We start from the raw sequence: 18,546 nt of genomic DNA, 5'->3' as shown, positions 1-18,546 counted from the left end.
TGTATGGTTTTAAGACTACAGTGGTATTTATCAGCCAGTTGCTGGTAGGTCTGTTTACCCTGAGTGTATTCCCTCCATAGGGTTTGATTATTGAGTCTGATGCCACCTAAAAACTGCCGTCTGCAAGCGAGACATTGATACTGTTGTTTGCCAAGCTTGCGTCCATTCTTCTTGGTGTGTTTATCACGACAAAAAGGGCAGTTTTTTGATTCATGGCTTTGATTCCTTGCAAATATAGACAGTATATAGCGTTAGACCCTACGCCAGCATGAATAATGTCCATTACACCAAATATTTCAATGCATAAATTCTATTTTAATTAGAATGAGATATTGTGTTATGAAGGGATGCTTATAGTGCCTACAGCAGAATTCCAGCTTAACTTTCTAAGACGCATTCAATGGTTGCTTGAATCTAGCTCTTACACGTCTACTTATAAATTCGCTTTATTAATGGCCATGACTGTAGTGGCACACTAAATTTGGACTGCATTTAAGAAAAGATATATTGCATACGAAAAAGCCAGACAACCTAAGCTGTCTGGCTTTAAAGTTTTGAACAACTTATCTATGATTATGTTCCCGCCATACAGCATGCTCACATACCTCACAGCACCAACGCTCTTTTGCTCGCATATAAGGAATGTCTGCTGGTATCTGTAAAGGGCACACATAACCACAGTATTCGCATCGCACATCATCTAAATAAGCAAAACATTCACCGATTGTCGCGAATAGTACTTGAGTGCTAATCTCATACTTTTCACAGATGGTTTCGATATGAGCGATATAATCACTTTTATTATCATATGACCAATAATCCTCACAGATTCTTAGATCTCGTGCATTCTGCGTCATATTCGGCTGAAGTTTTACACTCATCACATTCTCCTTAGTAACCGATATAGTCAGAGTGCGGTAGTAGCTCATAAAGCTCGCTCTGAAGCTGACAACGCATATCCTCAATCACATAGTCAAGATTCGCATCCAAGCGCTTCTGTACCCATACACGCAATGCCATATCGTTATTAAAGCAAGACTTCACTCCTAAGAAGCGAGCGAGGTTATGACCCGATGAAATATACAACTCACGCATCAATGCATTAGCAATCTCATTCGCACCATCACTGATTGCACCGTCAGGCTTAAACTCAGCAAACAGCTCCTCATAATTGATAATTGTCATAGTGACGTCTCCTTGTCAGTCTGTTTATTCCTGATGAGTGCTTCAGTGTCAGAGCTATTCGATGCGCTGGTTAGCTTCTCTTTGCTCGCAAGTAGCAGATTATCCATCGCAGAGCCATCCTGACGGGTGATATCAGGTACATAACGGCTATACACCCGAAACAGCATCTCTGTACTGCTGTGACCCATTTGCCGAGCTATCCACTCAGGATTCTCACCAGCAGCGAGCCAAAGCGTCGCTGCCGTGTGCCGAGTCTGATAAGCACGCCGGTGTTTCAGGCCAAGTAGGGCAAGCGTGGGTTTCCATATCCGCCTATTCACATTACGGTACTCTATCGGATTGCCCTGTGAGTTGCAGAATACGAACTTTGACTTACCAAAGGTGCGCGTCTTCTGCTCTTGCAGTGCGTCATACACTAACTGTGACATTGCAATATCACGTTGTGAACCTAACGTCTTAGTCGGACCCATCTCACCATTCACTAATGCACCTCTGATACTGATCTCACGACGATCAAAGTTAATGCACTCCCACTTAAGCCCATCAATCTCACTGGTACGCATCCCGGTAAAAAAGCGAATGGTGTAGTAGGGCTTATAGTCAGCGCGTACATGCTTTAAAATCAGCCATACCTCACTCAATGTAAAAGGATTCACATCCGGACGAGCTTGCTTAAGATTCTTAATATTTTTATAAGGCATCTCAAACTCATGGCGATCTGACGCTTCTTCTAGTATCATACGAAGAAGTATCATGATCTGGTTGATCCGTGCTACTGACAGACTTGACTGACCATCTTTACCGTAACGAACTTTGGCGAGGGAGCTACGGAAGGTCAGCAAGTCTGGTTTTTTTATCGCATGTACCGCTTTATCACCAAACTCAGGTAGCAAGTACTTGTTCAAAATAATCTGCGTCTTTTGCCGATAGCTCGGCCGCCATTCAATCTTCTTCTCCTCATACCAAATCTCTGAAAACTGCCTAAAGGTAGGGTTGCGACTGATACAAGCTTCTGCTCTATCAGCCAGTGCTGTCATCTCTTTTAAACGTGTACTCTTTGGAAAGTAAGCGCCATAGTCAAAGATGCCTAGGGTTATTTCTGCTTCCATTTTTTTCAAAACAGTCGCTAATTTTTTTCTGTTAGCTGGGTTGTCTTCCAAGCTAGTCTTTTCTCGACAACGTATACCTAGGTAGTAGAAGTCGGCAATTAGTTTGCCAAACCGTCCTTGTATAGTAGCCATAATAAACCTCCTTCTATTATTGAAGTGCCATACCGTTAATAGCGCTCATCACCGGCTTACACATATCCTCTTCGATACGCTCCCAGACATATAAAATCTTACGACCACCAAAAGGGCGTATGTAATGAATATTCTCAATCAAAACAGTGTCTTTCATTTGATTGCGGATAGTACGTGGGTCGTACTTGATACGTTCGGCTAGCTCATCAGTTGTTAAATAAGTATTGCTCATGATATTTACCTCTTTTCAGTTATTAAGTCATCGCATTAAGTGATAGAATAAAAATTATTTTATCAACCTGTAAAAATGCATCTTGAAGGAATCAGTTAATATTTACCCGCTTAGAGGTAATTAATAACCGATTTGTGTACTATATTATCTTTTTACCTCAATGTAAAGCATTTTTACCCGAAAAGAGGTATTAATTATGATTGTGTCTAAACTTCCTGTGATTCTGGCAGAGAAAAAACTGCGCGTAGCAGATGTTGTAAGAGCAACAGGCATGAGCAAATCAACGCTTCATAAACTATATAATGAAGAGTCCTCAAGAATTGATTTCAATACTATTGACCAGTTATGTGAGTTTTTAGATGTGCAGGTGGGTGACTTATTTATTTACAAGCCAAATGTTAAAGATGATGATGAAGAATCTTGAAAACTATCAAACAGAAAATATATATGCAGAGAAATAAGTGGCAAAGCCATATATACAAGGCACTTCAAAGCATAGAATTAAGGTTGGGGTTATTTTTTATATTTACTTTTCCATGATTTGGTCACGTTTTGGTCACGCTATGAGCTCAATTTATAAAAGCAGTGGAAAAGCAAAAACGATGCTAATAAAATATTTCTTAGCATCGTTTTTTATAAAGGTAAGAATAATAAGTTGGGGTCGATTACAAAATCAGTGTTTATAGCGTGGACACGAAATGGTCACGTTTTGGTCACGGTGCTGATTTTTGAGCTTTTAATATGTTAGTTAAACTTAGCAATTAGACTGAGTCACTCATACTGAAAAACACTACAACCCCCGAAAATTGGATAAAAAAAAGCCTCACTGTTAAGTGAGGCTTTTTAAGTATTTGGAGCGGGAAAAGAGATTCGAACTCTCGACCCCAACCTTGGCAAGGTTATGCTCTACCACTGAGCTATTCCCGCTAATGATCAATTAACTATCGTCAGTTGATGAAGGCGTATTATACGCAGTTTTATTTACCTGTCAACACCTAACACGAAAAAAAGTAAAAGTTAGCAAAACAGGCATGTCATCCAGTCATAATTTTATGTTATAACAGTTTATTATAATATGTATTCCAAAAGCTTTGTATGGAAGAAATAAGCTGGTGTGCATTTTATAAGAAATCCCATCTTTATTGATAGTTATCAATACTTATAATCTTAAGCATTAAGGATAAAAAATGAGTCAACAATATACCATCGCGGATTATTTATTCGATCGTATCGCTGAAGCGGGTGCGACTGAAATCTTTGGCGTGCCCGGTGATTTTAATTTAACGTTTTTAGATAATATTATTGCATCTGATAAGTTGCGCTGGGTCGGCAATACCAATGAGCTAAATGCTGGCTATGCTGCTGATGGCTACGCACGTGAGCGTGGCTTTGCTGCTATGGTGACGACCTTTGGCGTGGGTGAGCTGTCGGCGATTAATGCTACTGCTGGCTCTTTTGCCGAGTACGCACCCGTGCTGCATGTGGTCGGTGCGCCAAGTACCGCGCTGCAAGATTCGAAACGCCGCATTCACCATACTTTAGGTGATGGGGTGTTTAATCATTTTATTAAAATGGTGGAACCGGTCACCGTGGCACGCGCGCAAATCACACCTGATAACGCTGCCTCTGAGATTGATCGTGTGATTCGAGTTATTCTGAAAAAGCATCGTCCCGGTTATTTGTTGTTATCACCAGATGTGGCAAAAATGCCGATTTATCCGCCAACGACCAAGCTTGATGATAGCCAAGAAGATATCACCAGCCGAGCCGCGTTGGCAGACTTTAAGCAAGCGCTCATAGAGTTTTTGCCAAATAAAACCACCACACTGATGGCAGATTTGATGGTGCATCGTTTGGGGTTACAAAACCAACTAAAGGCTTTAATTGCTGATACCGATATTCCTTATACGACGTTATCATGGGGCAAAACCTTGCTTGATGAAAACAGTGAGCGTTGGGCGGGTACTTATGCGGGCGTGGCATCGCGGCCTGTGGTTAAAGACGCGGTAGAAAATTGCGAATGCTTAATTAAAATTGGCGTGCAATATACCGACACAACCACCGCAGGTTTTAGCCAAAATATTGATGAAAAAGTTGTGGTTGATTTGCATTATGAGCGGGCATCTATCAGCGGTCAAAACTTTGCCCCGATTGCGCTTAAAGATGCGCTGCAAACCCTGCATGAAGTCATGACCTCAGGCATTAATATCGTACCGAAGCAATTTTGCAAAGAGATGCAGCCGCATGAGCAAAACGGCAAGGATGACGAGCCGATTCGGCAAGATGACTTGTGGCATATCATCGCCGATGCGCTCGATGATAAAAACCTCGTGTTTTCTGACCAAGGTACGGCGTATTTTGGTATCAGTGATGTGCGGCTGCCAGAAGGGGTAACGTCTTATGGGCAACCGATGTGGGGCTCAATCGGCTATACCTTGCCAGCGAGTTTGGGTGGCGCTATTGCCTCACCGCATAAGCGTAGTATCTTATTGATTGGTGACGGCTCGGCTTTGTTAACCATTCAAGAAATCGCGGTAATGATTAAAGAGCGCATCAATCCGGTTATTGTCTTGATTAATAACGATGGCTATACCGTTGAGCGAGCGATTCATGGTGAAAATCAGCGCTATAATGATATTCCTAAGTGTGACTGGCAAATGATGCCAAAAGCCTTTGGCGCGACGGAAGAAAATAGCTTAATCCTTAAAGCAGAAACCGCTGGCGAACTAAAAGCAGCGCTCCAGAAAGCAGCGGCCACCAAAGATAAGCTGGTGATGTTAGAAGTGATGACAGATAAACACGATATCCCGCCATTATTAGCTGATATCAGCGCCGCCCTTAAACCAAAATAGCCTAAGTAAAAACTTTCATTACCATAAATTTATATCTTTTATTGATGAAAGAGAATAATTAAACGTTTATAAAACAGAAAAGCCCTATTTAGCGTCATGCTAAGTAGGGCTTTTTTAATATTCTCAGACGAAGGTTTATAGTGGCGCTAAAAGTCTTTATGATTGAACAAATAAAGAGCCAATAGTTAATGTTTTCTATAGGAATTGCAGGCGTACGACGCTTAACACAAACTACCGTTAGGATTCTATGTTATACAATAGAATAGGCTTTTATAAAGGGAGTTTTTAAAGTTAAGAAAACTACAATAAGACTGTTTAAGTTAGAGCATTTCAATTTGCAATTTTATGGAACAATTACGCTAAAAAAGCTAAAGGACACACTCACATAATAATGATTAAAAATAGGGCTTAAAAAAGATGGATACCTTAAATATCCTGTATCTCGTAGGAGCAGTTTTAATTTTTGCCAGTATCATGGCAAGTACCTTGTCGGCGCGTTTGGGCGTGCCGCTATTATTGTTGTTTTTAGTCGTAGGCATGCTCGCCGGTGAAGAAGGCATCATGGGTATTGAGTTTTCTCAATATGGTATTGCCAACTTTGTCGGACAGGCGGCGCTGGCTTGTATTTTGTTAGATGGTGGACTGCGCACCTCGTTTAAATCTTTTCGAGTGGGGCTAAGACCTGCTATCACGCTTGCCACATGGGGTGTACTGGCGACGGTGATGATACTGGGCGTGTTCGTCACTTGGCTACTCGATGTCGATTGGCGCTTTGGGCTATTAATGGCGGCTATTGTTGGTTCGACCGATGCGGCAGCGGTATTTTCATTGCTGCGAAATGGCGGTGTCAAGCTTAACGACCGCGTACAAGCAACGTTGGAGCTCGAATCTGGTGCCAACGATCCACTAGCCATTTTATTAGTCACAGGATTGATTGCGCTAAATGTCGACCCTGCTGGCCAAACGGTACTGGGCTTTATAGGCTTGCTATTACAGCAGCTTAGCTTCGGCCTCGGTATGGGTTTATTATTTGGTTATTTATTGGCAAGGCTGTTACCGAAGATACATTTGGCAGAAGGCATGTATGCCATCTTGATATTGTCGGCGGGCTTGGCAGTATTTGCGGCGACCAATTTAATCGGTGGTAGTGGATTTTTGGCGGTTTATCTGGCTGGCGTGCTGATAGGCAACCATAAAGTGCGCTCAACCGAGCATGTCATGCGCGTGATGGACAGCTTTGCATGGTTATCGCAAGCCGTCTTATTTGTGGTGCTGGGTCTATTGGTCACGCCATCGAACGTCATTAACGTTTGGTATTACTCGGTCGCGATTGCCGCCTTTATGATTTTGATTGCTCGTCCTATCGCGGTATATAGCAGCGTAAAACCTTTTAAGTTTAAAGACCGAGAAATCGGTTTTATTTCTTGGGTTGGCTTGCGCGGTGCCGTGCCGATTACCCTTGCTATTTTGCCTGTCATGGCGGGTATTGACGGTGCCTTTATGCTGTTTGATATTGCCTTTGGCGTGGTGGTTTTATCCTTGATTTTGCAAGGCACAACCATTCCCTTTATGGCGGATTTATTTAAAGTACGCATTCCTAATAATAAAGACCCCGAAGAGAAGCATGAAGTTTGGGTATCGGATAAGGCGAGCATTACTTTATATCAGTTTCAAGTAAAGTCGGGTGCGTTTGCGATTGGACGTCATCCAAAAAGCATTTCTAACCACGTTAACCCTGATGAAATTAGTGTGTTTGCCTTGGTACGCGGGCAGCAGATTGTCATTGTCGACGAAGATACTAAGCTCAAATTTGGTGATAGCGTGTGGTATGCGATGCGCGGCAATCATGCCAGCCAAATTGCGCGGATTTTTAATGACACCACATTAGACCGCAAAGCTATCGATGATTTTTATGGCGATTGGCTGCTATCACCGAGTGTTAAACTGGGCGACTTGCCATTTTTTACTGGTGTCATGACCTCAGAGTCTTTGGTCGATAAACTAAAATCCAAACCAGAAGATAACGAAAAAAATATGTGGCAGCAAACGGTTGCTGAATATGTCAAAGGTAACCTAGATATGGCGCCGGTGTCGGGCGATACAGTGGCGATTAATGATGAATGGTCACTGGTTATCAAAGAAGTCGATGATAAAGGCAAACTTAGAACGATTGGTTTAAAACGTGAAGAGCTACCAAAAGCAGGGTAGCTGTTTATGGTTATTTTTTGCCATGACTATTTATCGTTATTCTTTATTATTATCCATTAAATGCTTGTCACTCTATAAAAGCCCAGCCATTTGCTGCAAAAAATCAGCAACGTGCTTATGCAGGTTTTCTCGATAGGCCCAATGATGCTTGACCTCGTAGCTTGCCTCATTGGGCAACAGTATTTTCATCATTCCTTTTTCTTCATAGCGCTTGGCCAAATCATTGGGCAAGTAGCCGACGTGATGACCCGCCAAAATTAACTGGGCGGTCGCTTCCATATGGTACGTGGTGGCACTTAACGTTTTTGGACGGACGTGGTTGATACTTAGGTCAGTAATATAACCCCGTTTTATCCAAGGATAGTTTTGTTCCAAGTCCTCAAAGGTTAAACCGTCTGCTTCATAAAACAGCGGATGCTCGTGTCCACAGCAGACGACTTGCTTTTCGATAAATGCTGGTTGGAAATTCAATAGAGGCGGGAAGCTGCCAAAATAACCCACGCCAATATCACTTTCATTGCTAAGTAACTTATCAAGCATACTCTCAGGGCTTTGCACATCGATAGAAAAATGTATCAGTGGGTTTTGACGATAGCTCGCAGCCAAGCACTGACGTAACGCATCATAAAAAACCGTCGGCATCTGATCGATAAGACATAATCGAATATGACCGCCGCGTACCGAATCCAGTTGCCGAATATAGTGCAATTGATGCTGAAAGCTGGCCACCGCCTCATTAAAGCTTAAGCAAGCCTCGTAAACCGCTGCGCCGTCTTCGGTGAGCTTAAAACCCGCGCGCCCACGATGACAAAGCGTCATACCCAAACGATCTTCTAAATGGGTTAAATGACCACTAATGACAGACGGCGTGACATTTAAGCGTGACTGCGCGGCGGTTACGCCTTGGCACTCCACGATAGCCATAAAGCTACGTAAGGTTTTGATATCAATTTTTATCAATTCATCTAGCATTGAAAGTCATGTCCCCGTATCTATTATCTTAATCTGTCTTAACCAAATTTTTTATAAAACTTCTATAAATAACGAATAAATCAAAGTTACTACGAAAAAATAGAAGTTTACTTCTAAATTTTACCATGGTCTCGCTTCCGATATTTAGGTATTGTCAGAGCTATAGAAAAAACGGCATAGACAAAAAGTAATATAGATAAAAATTAGGTGGTGTGTCAAAAAGTATGCTGGTTAAAACTTGAACAATTTTTGAAGCCTTGAAAGCCCTATAGAATCAGAGAACTTAGCATAGATTTCTTATTGACTTCTATCGCCAGCATACTTTTTAGAACACCACCAAAAATTAATATAGACACCCTGTCTGTTTTGACCAATCGATACAAGGATGTGCGTGATGAAATTCAATCAACCATTAAGCGGCAACGATATGCCAAGATTTGGCGGCTTCGCCTCTATGATGCGCCTGCCAACCCAAGCGGATGCTGAGGGGTTAGACGTGGCTTTTGTTGGCGTGCCTTTAGATATCGGCGCCTCAAACCGTAGCGGTGCCAGACTGGGACCGCGTCAGATTCGCGATGAATCACGCATGATTCGCCCTTATAATGTCGCCACTCGCGCCGCGCCCTTTGAGTCTTTGCAGGTCGCTGACATTGGCGATGTGCCTATCAATACTTTCAACCTGCTAAAAAGCGTCGATATTATTGAGAAGTTCTATACCGATAAGATTCTCAGTCATGGAGCTATTCCTTTAACGTTAGGCGGCGATCATACGATTGCCTTGCCTATTTTGCGCGCGCTCGCCAAAAAACATGGCCCTGTTGGTATGGTGCATATCGATGCCCATGCCGATATCAATGATGAGATGTTTGGCGAACAAATCGCCCATGGCACCCCATTCCGCCGAGCTGTCGAAGAGAACCTTATCGATGGCAATCGTGTAGTGCAGATTGGTCTGCGTGGCACGGGTTATAGCGCCGAAGAGTTTGATTGGTCAACCGAGCAAGGTTTTCGCGTCGTGCCTGCTGAGGAGTGCTGGTATAAATCATTGACACCATTAATGGCAGAAGTGCGCGAAAAATTAGGCGACGGCCCTGTTTATTTAAGTTTCGATATTGATGGCATTGATCCTGCGTTTGCGCCGGGTACGGGAACCGCTGAAATTGGCGGCCTGACGTCAACACAAGCTATCGAAATCATTCGCGGTATGCGTGGACTTGACGTAGTTGGTGGCGATTTAGTAGAAGTGTCACCGCCGTATGACCCGTTTGGCAATACTTCGGTACTGGCCGCGAACCTGCTATTTGAGATGCTATGTATCCTACCGGGCGTGCGCTATGACGATAAGGTTAAAGCCATTTATTAAGCACAATTTATACACTCAAACTGCCCTTTATAAGGAATTAAAGGGCAGTTTGGGTTTAGCTTGGATTTGATATTGAACGACTTATTTAATTGCTATTGAATTTTTTAGGATGATTAACTCATGACGCACTCTCTGCAAACGCCTTCTTCACTGCCAAATTCCGCGCCAACTGCCTTATCTTTGACTTGCGGTGAGCTGCTCGTACAGTGGCTAGAATATTACGAGGTGGAGACGGTATTTGGTATTCCGGGCGTACATACGGTCGAGCTATATCGTGGCCTGCCGAATACCAATATCCGCCACGTGACACCGCGTCATGAGCAAGGCGCAGGCTTTATGGCGGATGGTTATTACCGCGCGTCTGGTAAAGTCGGAGTGTGCTTTATCATCACCGGACCCGGCATGACCAATATCATGACGGCGATGGCGCAAGCACTGGCAGATTCTATACCGATGCTGGTGATATCTAGTGTCAATAAAGTGCAGCATACCGGCAGCGGTGAAGGGCACTTACATGAGCTGCATGACCAGCAAGGTATAGTCAGTAAAGTGGCGCTTATGAGTAAAACCATTTGGCAGCCTGAGTCACTACCCAAAGTCATCGCCGAAGCTTTTGCGTTATTTAATGACGCACGTCCGGGACCGGTGCATATCCAGCTGCCCATTGATGTGATTACCGCCGATGCCAGCCATGTCGCCAAGCCGCCTAAACTAAATAAGCTAGATACTTCTCTCAACAGTCAATCTGCTAATAATATTTTGGCGCCATTACAAGCAAACAAACCACTTCCTCACCCTGCACAATTAGATTTGATTGTTGAAACCTTAAAAACGGCAAAAAATCCAGTCTTACTTTATGGTGGTGGCTGCGTGGATGTTAATCATGACGCGCAAAAACTGGCAGAGCTTATCGATGCGCCAACATTTTTGACCATCAATGCCAAAGGTTTACTGCCGCCTGCGCATCCGCTGAGTTTGGGTAGCAATCAGTCATTGGACGCAGGTCGCGCTGTCATTAGCGAGGCCGATTTGGTCTTAGCGATAGGGACGGAGCTTGGTGAGACTGATTATGACGTCTTCTTTAATGGTGGGTTCAAAATCAATGGCACGCTGATTCGAATCGACTGTGATGCTCAGCAATTACAGCGTCCGTTTAGAGCAGATATTGCGCTCTTGTCGGATGCGCAAATGGCCATTAGTGGTCTATGTACGCGCTTAGAAAATCAACCGCTGCATCATCAAGCAGCACCGCGAGTAGCAAAGGTAAAGCAAGCGTTGATAGAAGAAATGATGCCAGATTTTGCGGGTCAAAACGCGCTGCTACAGCTGATTCGAGATGAAGTAAAAGACGTTATCTTCGTTGGCGATTCAACCCAGCCTGTTTATAGCGGCAATCTTGGCTTTGAAGCGTTAGCTACGCGTCGATGGTTTAACTCGTCGACGGGCTTTGGCACCTTAGGTTATGGTTTGCCTGCTGCGATTGGTGCCATGATTGGCTCAAAAGCGCCCGTTATTAGCCTGATTGGTGATGGCGGTATCCAATTTACCATTGCCGAGCTAATCTGTGCCGCTGAGCTTGAGCTGCCATTGATTGTCTTGCTGTGGAATAACCAAGGCTATGGTGAGATTCGCCGCTATATGCAAGAGGGCGGCTTGCCATTGATTGGAGTCAATATTAAAACCCCGAACTTTGAGCCGTTAGCCGCAGGATTTGGTGCCGGTTATCGTCGAATCACAGATAAGCAGCAGCTGCTCGAGGCATTAAAAGAAGACATCAAAGGCAAACAACCAATTATTTATGAAGTCGATGAAGCCGATAAGTTTCTTCTTGAAATGGGTAAAGGTTTTAACTGCTTTAGCTAATATTCTAAAGCGTCATTGGTACTAAAAATAACTTATAAAACGTTATCTAACTATTTGCATAATGCGCTCAATCTATGGATAGATTGGGCAGCCAAAGAAAAAATTGGCGCTCGTCGCCTATCAAGGAGGATTAAATGACGAACTATATCGATAAATCCCACCAGCCAATTTTAGGCAACAATACCATCGTTTCAGGCACGCCAGAAGGCCTACATTGGCGAGCTTCAATGTGGAAGTTTTTGCTATTTTCAGCACTGGGTATTGCGCTGTTTATTATTCCCTTTCAGTGGGATGGCAAAGTCACCATTTTATTGGGCGTATTAACCGATACCTTGCAAGCAGTGCTGGGCAGTTATGTGGTTTACGCGGTATTGGCGATTGTGACGACATCCTTTATCGGGGCGCTGGCAGTTAAAGTATTAAGACCCAATCTGCATGAAGGCTCTATGTGGGCAAAGCTTTTTGATGTCGATTGGTTTTGGCTTGCTGCCCGCTTTTTGGGCGTGCTGTTTGCGTGGATGATTTATTTACAAGTCGGCCCTGAATTTATCATCAATCGTAATACCGGCGGGGTGATTTTTGAAGACCTGATTCCTATTTTGATTCCTTTGTTCTTTTTTGCCATTTTATCCTTACCATTTCTGACTGATTTTGGTTTGATGGAATTTTTGGGTACTTTATCTAGCAAGGTGTTCGTTAAGTTGTTTAGGTTACCGGGTCGCTCTGCGGTCGATGCGATGTCCTCTTGGTTTGGCGCCGCCTCTATTGGTCTGCTGGTGACCATGCAAGAGTATGATAAAAGCTACTATAGTCAGCGTGAAGCGGCAATTATTGCCACCACCTTTTCGGTAACCTCCATCGCCTTTACCTATGTCGTTGCCAAAACCATCGGCGTCGATAAAAACTTTGTTTTCTTTTATCTGACCATTGCTGCAACTGGTTTTATCGCTGCGATTATTATGCCGCGTATACCGCCGCTGTCGTTAAAGCCTGATACTTATCATTCTGGCAAAAGTATGCTCGATGAAGAAATCCCTACTGAGTATTCTACTTACCAATGGGCGGTCAATCGTGCCGTCACGCGCGCGCATTCCATGCCAAGCTTAGGGAGGGTGTTTAAGCACAGCCTAAAGAACTTATTTGATATTTATTTTGGCTTAATTCCGGTTATTTTTGCTATTGGCGTCATTGGTCTTGGTTTGGCAGAATACACGCCGGTATTTAATTGGCTCTCTGCGCCGCTCGTGCCATTACTTGAATTATTGCAAATTCCAGAGGCAGCAGAGGCGGCACCTGCGATGATTATGGGCTTTGCCGATATGTACTTGCCAGCCTTGGTTGGTAAAAGTATCGAGAGTGAAATGACGCGCTTTATCGTTGGTGCGGCTTCTATTACCCAGATTATCTACATGTCTGAGGTAGGCGCGCTGATATTGAAATCAAACATCAAGCTGAACGTCTTAGAGCTGTTTATGATTTTTATCTTGCGGACGCTGATTAGCTTGGTGGTCATTACGTCGGTGGCGCATCTATTGTATTAAGGCGTGTCTTCAATTCAATCGATGGACATCTAAATGGGCTAAAAATGGCTAAATTTTGCCAAACTTCATCAAATAGCTAGGTAATATCCCGATATTAACGGCGCTATTTTCCTTGTTTGACTGCAATTTATCTCATTTTTATCACCATTTTTAAAATGAAGACACGCCCTAGTCATGATTACAACCATCATTTGGCATTAAAAAAGCAGCGAACAGTTAGCGTAAAGACAACTTTATTAAACAATATAAGGCAACTAATCATCATGGAAATGACCAATTCTTTATCTTTAACGAGAGCCGCCGCTCAGCAAAGCATGAAAAATGAAGTTAGGTTAAATGCTGCCTACATAGAGGGTGATTGGGTCACGATTGCAGCATCTGATTCAGTAGATGAACATGCTTTATATGATCCAAACTCTGGCGAGGTCATTGCAAAAACTCATTTGTGCAATAGTACAGAGGTAGAAAGCGCCGCTCATGCCGCATCTCGCGCTTATGCAACTTGGTCGCAAACCAGTGTTGATGAGCGCGCGCGCTATCTGCAGGCGATTGCAGATACGATGTCGCAGCAGTTTGATAAGCTGGTTGGGCTGTCGGTATTGAATAATGGTAAGCCGATTGCAGAGGCGAAAATAGACGTGAGCGACGCCATTGCTTGTTATCGCTATTATGCCAATCTTATCATCGAGCAGGCGACTTGGTCTAAGGTTGCTACAAACGAGACAGGTATCCGCTTATTAAAAACCTATGCGCCGGTCGGTATTTGCGCCCTTATTGTGCCTTGGAACTTTCCGATGGTCACCACCGCTTGGAAACTAGCGCCAGCGCTGGCGGCAGGTTGTACAGTTATTCTCAAACCATCAGAGGTGACACTATTACCAGAGTTGATGCTGGGCAATATATTGTCTACTATTAAGCTGCCAAAAGGGGTGGTCAATATCCTACCGGGCGCAGCAGAAGTAGGTGCGGCAATGACCAGCCACCCGCTGATTGACAAAGTGTCTTTTACCGGCAGTAATGTCGTCGGTGAAAAAGTAATGCGCCAAGCAGCAACAGGTGTCAAGGATATCAGTCTAGAGCTGGGAGGTAAGTCCGCTATTGTAGTGCGCGCAGATGCTGATATTGATTATACCTGTGATTTAATCGTCGGTGGTATCTTTACCAATGCTGGACAAATTTGTTCTGCGACCTCAAGGCTGCTCGTCCATCAAGACATTGCCCAGTCGTTATTTGCGGCATTAAAAGCAAAAACAGAAAGCTTAAAAATAGGCGATGGTTTTGCTGTCGATACGCAAATGGGTCCATTGGTTAGCGCGCAACAACATGCGCAAGTCAAAAAGTATATCGATATAGCAGTTGATGAAAATCTTATTTGCCTAACAGGTGGCGAGATACTAGACCGTCAAGGATATTTTGCAACGCCAACTATTTATACAGATGTACCAGTAAGCAGTCAGTTATGGACAGAAGAAGTATTTGGACCAGTATTGGTCAGTACCACGTTTGCAGACGATACGCAGGCGATTGAACTTGCCAATGATAGTAAGTATGCCTTGGCAGCAACTATTGTCAGTGCTAATGAAAGTGGAGCGTTAGAGATGGCGCTACAAATTCAAGCTGGTCATATTTGGGTTAACGAGCAGCAAATTGTAGTACCTGAAGCAGGCTGGGGCGGGTTTAAGCAAAGTGGCATTGGTCGCGAGTTGGGTGCTGATGGCTTGTCTGCTTATCAGAAGAGTAAGCACGTTTTACTACCGTCATAATTGCTGTTTTTAGCGCCTTGTCATTTTAATCATTGTCATTTTAATCATCATGCTTTGCTGCGCTTAGAGTATTTTTCTATCTCGCTCATAAAAATCCCCTGTTATAGATATTCTATACAGGGGGTTTTGGTTAATGCTTAGCAATTAGTAATATGGTGAATAACCACTACCTACCACATCAAATCATCTGGAATAACATAAGCGGCATAAGGGTCATCTTCTGCCAGCTCGACCTCTGACTTGTCGTTCGACACCACAATAAAGCCTTCGAGCTTGGCGTTGATACGATCAGCTAGTGGACGAGGCAGCAGCGCATAATCGTCTTCTAAGCGCGCAATCACCACATGACCAGCTACGATTTGATCATAGAGCTTTTGGGTGATATAAATCTTTTTAATTTTGCCGTTATCAACAAACTGATAAGTGATGTCACCCTGTGTCTCTGTGATTTGGTGTTGCCTAATCATTTGAATAACGTTGGCTCGGAGCGTCTTTTCTTCTAAAAGCTGCTGTTTTTCTTGATTGAGCTTTTGGTCTTTTTCTATTTTTTTGGCTTGGGCTTCTGCCAAGGCTTTTTTGGCTTCAAGATTTGATGCGTCACCTGTGCGCTTGGCATGCTGCGACTGTTTGCTGATTTTTTTGGCTTTTTTGCTATCCACCAATCCAGCTTTTAAGAGTTGTTCTTGTAGGGCGTTTTTGGCCATGTCTGTATTACCTAAGTACCTAAGTGAAATTGCCTAAATCCGAAGTTATAGTGTTTAAAAAGGTTATAGTAGCAAATTTTGCGCAGACATGTCATCACATTGAGCGGGCCAATTACCGCTGTTAAGACAAAATTTGCACTAGAAACATCGGTGAAAATTAAAAGCACTTTGCAAGCAAAGGTGAAAATGTGAATATATCTGTTACTATCCTAGGTTTGAATCTATTCAGATTATCTTACTAGGGCGTGTCCTCAATTCAAGCGCTTGTATCTAAATGGGCTAAAAATGGCTAAATTTTGTCAAACATCGTCAAATAGCTGATTAATATCTCGATATTATTTGCGCTATTTTCCTCGTTTGACGGCAATTTATCTCATTTTTAACACCATTTTTAAAATGAGGACACGCCCTAGGAAACCAAGGGAAGGGATAACCATGGCAGCTTATTACACTTGTATCAAACGTCAACAGCAAACAGACAATGTCAGCGTTGCGCACTATACACCCACCGAACATGCGCAAGGCGCGTGGAATCCACACGAACAGCATATGGCAGCAGCAACTGGCGTGCTGACCCATGAGCTGAGCCAGTATGCACCGCAAGCGAATATGCGTATAGCACGCATTAGCCTTGATATTTTAGGGCTAATCCCACTTGATGGTTTTGTTATTACCACTCGCTGTATTCGTCCGGGCAAAACCATCGAGTTAATAGAGTCGGTCATGAGTAGTGGTGGACGTGTTTGTATTACGGCGCGTGCTTGGCGATTATTGACACAAGATACCAGCGCCATTGCAGGCTTGGAAGATCAAAACGCACCTCAGCATCCTGATGAGCTGCCTGTGTGGGAAGAGATGAAAAGCTGGCCTGGCGGGTTTGTTAAAAGCGTAAATCTGGTTGCGGATACAGCGCGGCGTCCGGGCAAAGGTCTGGTATGGATTACCAACGATACGGCGATGGTAGAAGGTGAGCCCACTACGGATTTGGTACATCTGCTCGGAATGGTGGATCTTGCTAATGGCATCGTGCCAAGACTGGGATTGAATCTGAATGATTTACAATGGATGTTCCCCAATACGGATTTGCAAATCCATATGCATCGCATGCCTAAAGGACGCTGGCTAGGTCTAGAGGCGGTACAACAATACGGTGCTGACGGTATCGGTATCACCAGTGCCGTACTGCATGACGTTTATGGGCCTTTTGGTCGTAGTGAGCAGATTCTTACCATTCGTCAGATTCCGCGTTAACTTTGATTTCTACAAAAAACTATACGAGGCGCTGGTGAACTCAATAGAGGACACTATCGCTAGCGCTATTATTCCAAACACCCTCACCGTACTATACTAAGCAAGAATCATCACAATAACGTTTCAAATATCTGCTCAATAGAAGCCTGTTCTTTTTGCACATTGACGACTGATATTCCTTGCATGGTGTAATAAAACCGAGCCGCTCTTATCTCTGCTTGCTCTTTGTCATATCCTAAATTTTCAAAAATCATCGCAATAAAAGTCAGACGATGACTATCAACTTCATTGAGAATTTCCTGCACCGCTTTATCGTTTTGTGACCAGTTACGAATGGCAAGCTCTAAAGCAGCGCCATTGGTTTTGGTGTTGCGCTTATAAGGAATTAAGAAAAGCTTTCTCAAGCGTTCTTTAGGTGTCAACTCTATATCACTTAAACGCTCGATAATGGCAACCGTTGAGCGCGTACGCCAGTTTGATAGCAGCTTTTCGAACAACTCTTTTCGACTACGAAAATGCCAGTAAAAACTGCCCTTGGTAACCTTTAGTTTTTTGGCAAGTGGCTCCACTCTGACAGCTGTGATACCAGATTTAGCCAGCTCAGATTCAGCGATGTCCAACCAATCTTGCGCTGTCAGTTTGTTGGATTGACTTGGATTTTTTTCTATTAAATCCATGCTTTTAAGACCTCTACTTATTAAAAAAGAGTCAATCATCGTTGATTCACTCTTAAATGGTTCATTCATTATGTTTAGTGGGTTTCAAGCATGCTAAATGCTCAATACCAGATATCTAAAGTCTGACGATACGATAGCAATTGTAGGAATTGATAATCATATGTCTACTGACTTATGTGCTCAGTTAATCAGATAAGATTTTTAGGTGGTGTGTCAGAAAGTATGCTGAGGAGATGAAAGGAGGGTGACAGCCGAAGCAAGATGATATATTTGAGGTTATGAAGACACAAATACAGATCAATTGCCCCGACTGTCACAGTCCCAGTTTTTCGATACACGGCATAAAAAGCTATGGCAAGCAGAACTACCAGTGCAAGGACTGCAAACGCCAGTTTATTGGCGATCATGCGGTAACCTATAACGGCTGTCACTCTAGAATAGAAGATCTCATACGACTGATGACGGTTAGAGGTTGTGGTGTTAGAGACATAGCCGTTATAGCCAAGGTTAGTATTGGAAAAGTGCTTAGCACCATAGGCTCATCCATTTACAAGATTGTACCTAAGAAGCGCTACTATGAACGCTTAGAGGTTGATGAGTTCTGGACTTACGTATATCGCAAGAAGCGTAAAGTTTGGCTTATTTATGCTTATGACCGTGCTACTAATGAGATTGTCGCTTATGTCTGGGGCAA

16 protein-coding genes and 1 tRNA gene are annotated in these 18,546 nt (G+C 43.4%); 9 read left to right on the top strand and 8 right to left on the bottom strand.

Features of this window, described 5'->3' with window-relative positions:
* Positions 1 to 563 precede the first annotated feature (563 nt).
* The 4 genes from A7325_RS10555 to A7325_RS10540 are packed head-to-tail and all read right to left on the bottom strand — an operon-like array spanning position 564 to position 2,658.
* Entirely contained in the window at positions 564 to 881 is a 318-nt protein-coding gene (locus tag A7325_RS10555) for a hypothetical protein (RefSeq protein WP_068407975.1), read from the bottom strand.
* A gap of 10 nt (positions 882 to 891) precedes the next feature.
* Positions 892 to 1,185, bottom strand: coding sequence for a hypothetical protein (locus A7325_RS10550; protein ID WP_068407973.1), 294 nt, complete (start codon positions 1,183 to 1,185; stop codon positions 892 to 894).
* Positions 1,182 to 2,426, bottom strand: a complete 1,245-nt coding sequence (locus A7325_RS10545; protein WP_068407971.1) for a site-specific integrase — start codon at positions 2,424 to 2,426, stop codon at positions 1,182 to 1,184. Before A7325_RS10545 ends, A7325_RS10550 begins: the two co-directional genes overlap by 4 nt.
* 16 nt (positions 2,427 to 2,442) lie before the next feature.
* Complete coding sequence (locus A7325_RS10540) at positions 2,443 to 2,658, bottom strand: hypothetical protein (RefSeq protein WP_045454368.1); 216 nt, start codon at positions 2,656 to 2,658, stop codon at positions 2,443 to 2,445.
* Positions 2,659 to 2,854: 196 nt separating this feature from the next.
* Between A7325_RS10540 and A7325_RS10535 the strand changes: the two genes are divergently transcribed.
* The gene (locus tag A7325_RS10535; protein ID WP_045454365.1) at positions 2,855 to 3,082 is read left to right on the top strand and encodes a helix-turn-helix domain-containing protein; all 228 of its coding nucleotides are present in this window, start codon (positions 2,855 to 2,857) and stop codon (positions 3,080 to 3,082) included.
* 428 nt (positions 3,083 to 3,510) lie between these two features.
* Here the strand turns inward: A7325_RS10535 and A7325_RS10530 are convergent.
* Positions 3,511 to 3,585, bottom strand: a tRNA-Gly gene (locus A7325_RS10530).
* Between the two features lie 260 nt (positions 3,586 to 3,845).
* Here A7325_RS10530 and A7325_RS10525 point away from each other — a divergent pair.
* Positions 3,846 to 5,510 (top strand): alpha-keto acid decarboxylase family protein, encoded by a 1,665-nt coding sequence (locus A7325_RS10525; RefSeq protein ID WP_068407970.1) that lies wholly within the window; start codon positions 3,846 to 3,848, stop codon positions 5,508 to 5,510.
* A 417-nt stretch (positions 5,511 to 5,927) separates the two neighbouring features.
* Complete coding sequence (locus A7325_RS10520) at positions 5,928 to 7,718, top strand: potassium/proton antiporter (RefSeq protein ID WP_068407969.1); 1,791 nt, start codon at positions 5,928 to 5,930, stop codon at positions 7,716 to 7,718.
* A 72-nt stretch (positions 7,719 to 7,790) separates the two neighbouring features.
* On the opposite strand, the gene A7325_RS10515 is transcribed toward A7325_RS10520, so the two are convergent.
* The gene (locus A7325_RS10515) at positions 7,791 to 8,690 is read right to left on the bottom strand and encodes a LysR family transcriptional regulator (RefSeq protein WP_068407967.1); all 900 of its coding nucleotides are present in this window, start codon (positions 8,688 to 8,690) and stop codon (positions 7,791 to 7,793) included.
* A 394-nt stretch (positions 8,691 to 9,084) separates the two neighbouring features.
* Here A7325_RS10515 and speB point away from each other — a divergent pair, with 394 nt between their 5' ends.
* From speB to A7325_RS10495, 4 genes are all read left to right on the top strand, one after another.
* On the top strand, positions 9,085 to 10,053 hold the full coding sequence (speB, locus tag A7325_RS10510; protein WP_068407965.1) for an agmatinase: 969 nt from the start codon (positions 9,085 to 9,087) through the stop codon (positions 10,051 to 10,053).
* A 120-nt stretch (positions 10,054 to 10,173) separates the two neighbouring features.
* Positions 10,174 to 11,916, top strand: coding sequence for a 5-guanidino-2-oxopentanoate decarboxylase (locus tag A7325_RS10505; protein ID WP_068407963.1), 1,743 nt, complete (start codon positions 10,174 to 10,176; stop codon positions 11,914 to 11,916).
* Between the two features lie 134 nt (positions 11,917 to 12,050).
* A complete protein-coding gene (locus A7325_RS10500) occupies positions 12,051 to 13,457 on the top strand; it encodes a YjiH family protein (RefSeq protein WP_068407962.1) in 1,407 nt (468 codons plus the stop codon).
* Positions 13,458 to 13,720: 263 nt separating this feature from the next.
* On the top strand, positions 13,721 to 15,220 hold the full coding sequence (locus tag A7325_RS10495; RefSeq protein ID WP_227514997.1) for an aldehyde dehydrogenase family protein: 1,500 nt from the start codon (positions 13,721 to 13,723) through the stop codon (positions 15,218 to 15,220).
* 170 nt (positions 15,221 to 15,390) lie between these two features.
* Here the strand turns inward: A7325_RS10495 and A7325_RS10490 are convergent, their stop codons facing one another.
* Positions 15,391 to 15,924, bottom strand: coding sequence for a DUF2058 domain-containing protein (locus A7325_RS10490; protein WP_068407961.1), 534 nt, complete (start codon positions 15,922 to 15,924; stop codon positions 15,391 to 15,393).
* A gap of 435 nt (positions 15,925 to 16,359) precedes the next feature.
* Between A7325_RS10490 and A7325_RS10485 the strand changes: the two genes are divergently transcribed.
* Positions 16,360 to 17,175, top strand: a complete 816-nt coding sequence (locus tag A7325_RS10485; protein WP_068407960.1) for a thioesterase family protein — start codon at positions 16,360 to 16,362, stop codon at positions 17,173 to 17,175.
* A gap of 110 nt (positions 17,176 to 17,285) precedes the next feature.
* Here the strand turns inward: A7325_RS10485 and A7325_RS10480 are convergent, their stop codons facing one another.
* On the bottom strand, positions 17,286 to 17,852 hold the full coding sequence (locus A7325_RS10480; protein WP_068407959.1) for a TetR/AcrR family transcriptional regulator: 567 nt from the start codon (positions 17,850 to 17,852) through the stop codon (positions 17,286 to 17,288).
* A gap of 278 nt (positions 17,853 to 18,130) precedes the next feature.
* On the opposite strand from A7325_RS10480, the gene A7325_RS13540 reads away from it, so the two are divergent.
* A partial coding sequence (locus tag A7325_RS13540) for an IS1 family transposase (RefSeq protein ID WP_156508536.1) occupies positions 18,131 to 18,546 on the top strand: 416 nt, incomplete at its 3' end.

The organism is Psychrobacter sp. SHUES1 (assembly GCF_001652315.1).
In the GTDB taxonomy this organism is placed as follows: Bacteria; Pseudomonadota; Gammaproteobacteria; order Pseudomonadales; family Moraxellaceae; genus Psychrobacter; species Psychrobacter faecalis.
The sequence above is the reverse complement of the archived record's forward strand: the minus strand, read 5'-3'. Positions and strand labels throughout refer to the sequence as shown.

Coding starts and splice junctions, on each gene's coding strand:
- A7325_RS10555 (WP_068407975.1), bottom strand. CDS start 881: ATGAGTGTAAAACTTCAGCCGAATATGACGCAGAATGCACGAGATCTA.
- A7325_RS10550 (WP_068407973.1), bottom strand. CDS start 1,185: ATGACAATTATCAATTATGAGGAGCTGTTTGCTGAGTTTAAGCCTGAC.
- A7325_RS10545 (WP_068407971.1), bottom strand. CDS start 2,426: ATGGCTACTATACAAGGACGGTTTGGCAAACTAATTGCCGACTTCTAC.
- A7325_RS10540 (WP_045454368.1), bottom strand. CDS start 2,658: ATGAGCAATACTTATTTAACAACTGATGAGCTAGCCGAACGTATCAAG.
- A7325_RS10535 (WP_045454365.1), top strand. CDS start 2,855: ATGATTGTGTCTAAACTTCCTGTGATTCTGGCAGAGAAAAAACTGCGC.
- A7325_RS10525 (WP_068407970.1), top strand. CDS start 3,846: ATGAGTCAACAATATACCATCGCGGATTATTTATTCGATCGTATCGCT.
- A7325_RS10520 (WP_068407969.1), top strand. CDS start 5,928: ATGGATACCTTAAATATCCTGTATCTCGTAGGAGCAGTTTTAATTTTT.
- A7325_RS10515 (WP_068407967.1), bottom strand. CDS start 8,690: ATGCTAGATGAATTGATAAAAATTGATATCAAAACCTTACGTAGCTTT.
- speB (WP_068407965.1), top strand. CDS start 9,085: ATGAAATTCAATCAACCATTAAGCGGCAACGATATGCCAAGATTTGGC.
- A7325_RS10505 (WP_068407963.1), top strand. CDS start 10,174: ATGACGCACTCTCTGCAAACGCCTTCTTCACTGCCAAATTCCGCGCCA.
- A7325_RS10500 (WP_068407962.1), top strand. CDS start 12,051: ATGACGAACTATATCGATAAATCCCACCAGCCAATTTTAGGCAACAAT.
- A7325_RS10495 (WP_227514997.1), top strand. CDS start 13,721: ATGGAAATGACCAATTCTTTATCTTTAACGAGAGCCGCCGCTCAGCAA.
- A7325_RS10490 (WP_068407961.1), bottom strand. CDS start 15,924: ATGGCCAAAAACGCCCTACAAGAACAACTCTTAAAAGCTGGATTGGTG.
- A7325_RS10485 (WP_068407960.1), top strand. CDS start 16,360: ATGGCAGCTTATTACACTTGTATCAAACGTCAACAGCAAACAGACAAT.
- A7325_RS10480 (WP_068407959.1), bottom strand. CDS start 17,852: ATGGATTTAATAGAAAAAAATCCAAGTCAATCCAACAAACTGACAGCG.